1 pseudogene is annotated in these 217 nt (G+C 32.7%); it reads left to right on the top strand.

From position 1 onward, the window contains the following. Nucleotides 1–217 (top strand): annotated as a pseudogene (locus tag FDX22_RS30375) (hypothetical protein); the annotation flags it as partial.

Raw genomic sequence — 217 nt, 5'->3', positions numbered from 1 at the left:
ATTTAGTTCTCAATAGCTCACAAAAGAAAAATGGTTCAAGTATTACATTAGAAATCATGGATGATGACGGTGAGGTTAGAAATAATAGTTTCAACACAACCTGGCAGGCTCTCGACCTTGCTAAACAGGGTAAACATGAACAACTGGATTATTACTCGAAGCTTAAAGTCAACTTAATATTAGATTTTAATAAAAATTATCAACATGTCATTCAAGG

The sequence above is a fragment of the Citrobacter sp. TBCS-14 genome, from assembly GCF_005280805.1.
In the GTDB taxonomy this organism is placed as follows: Bacteria; Pseudomonadota; Gammaproteobacteria; order Enterobacterales; family Enterobacteriaceae; genus Citrobacter; species Citrobacter gillenii.
The sequence above is the reverse complement of the archived record's forward strand: the minus strand, read 5'-3'. Positions and strand labels throughout refer to the sequence as shown.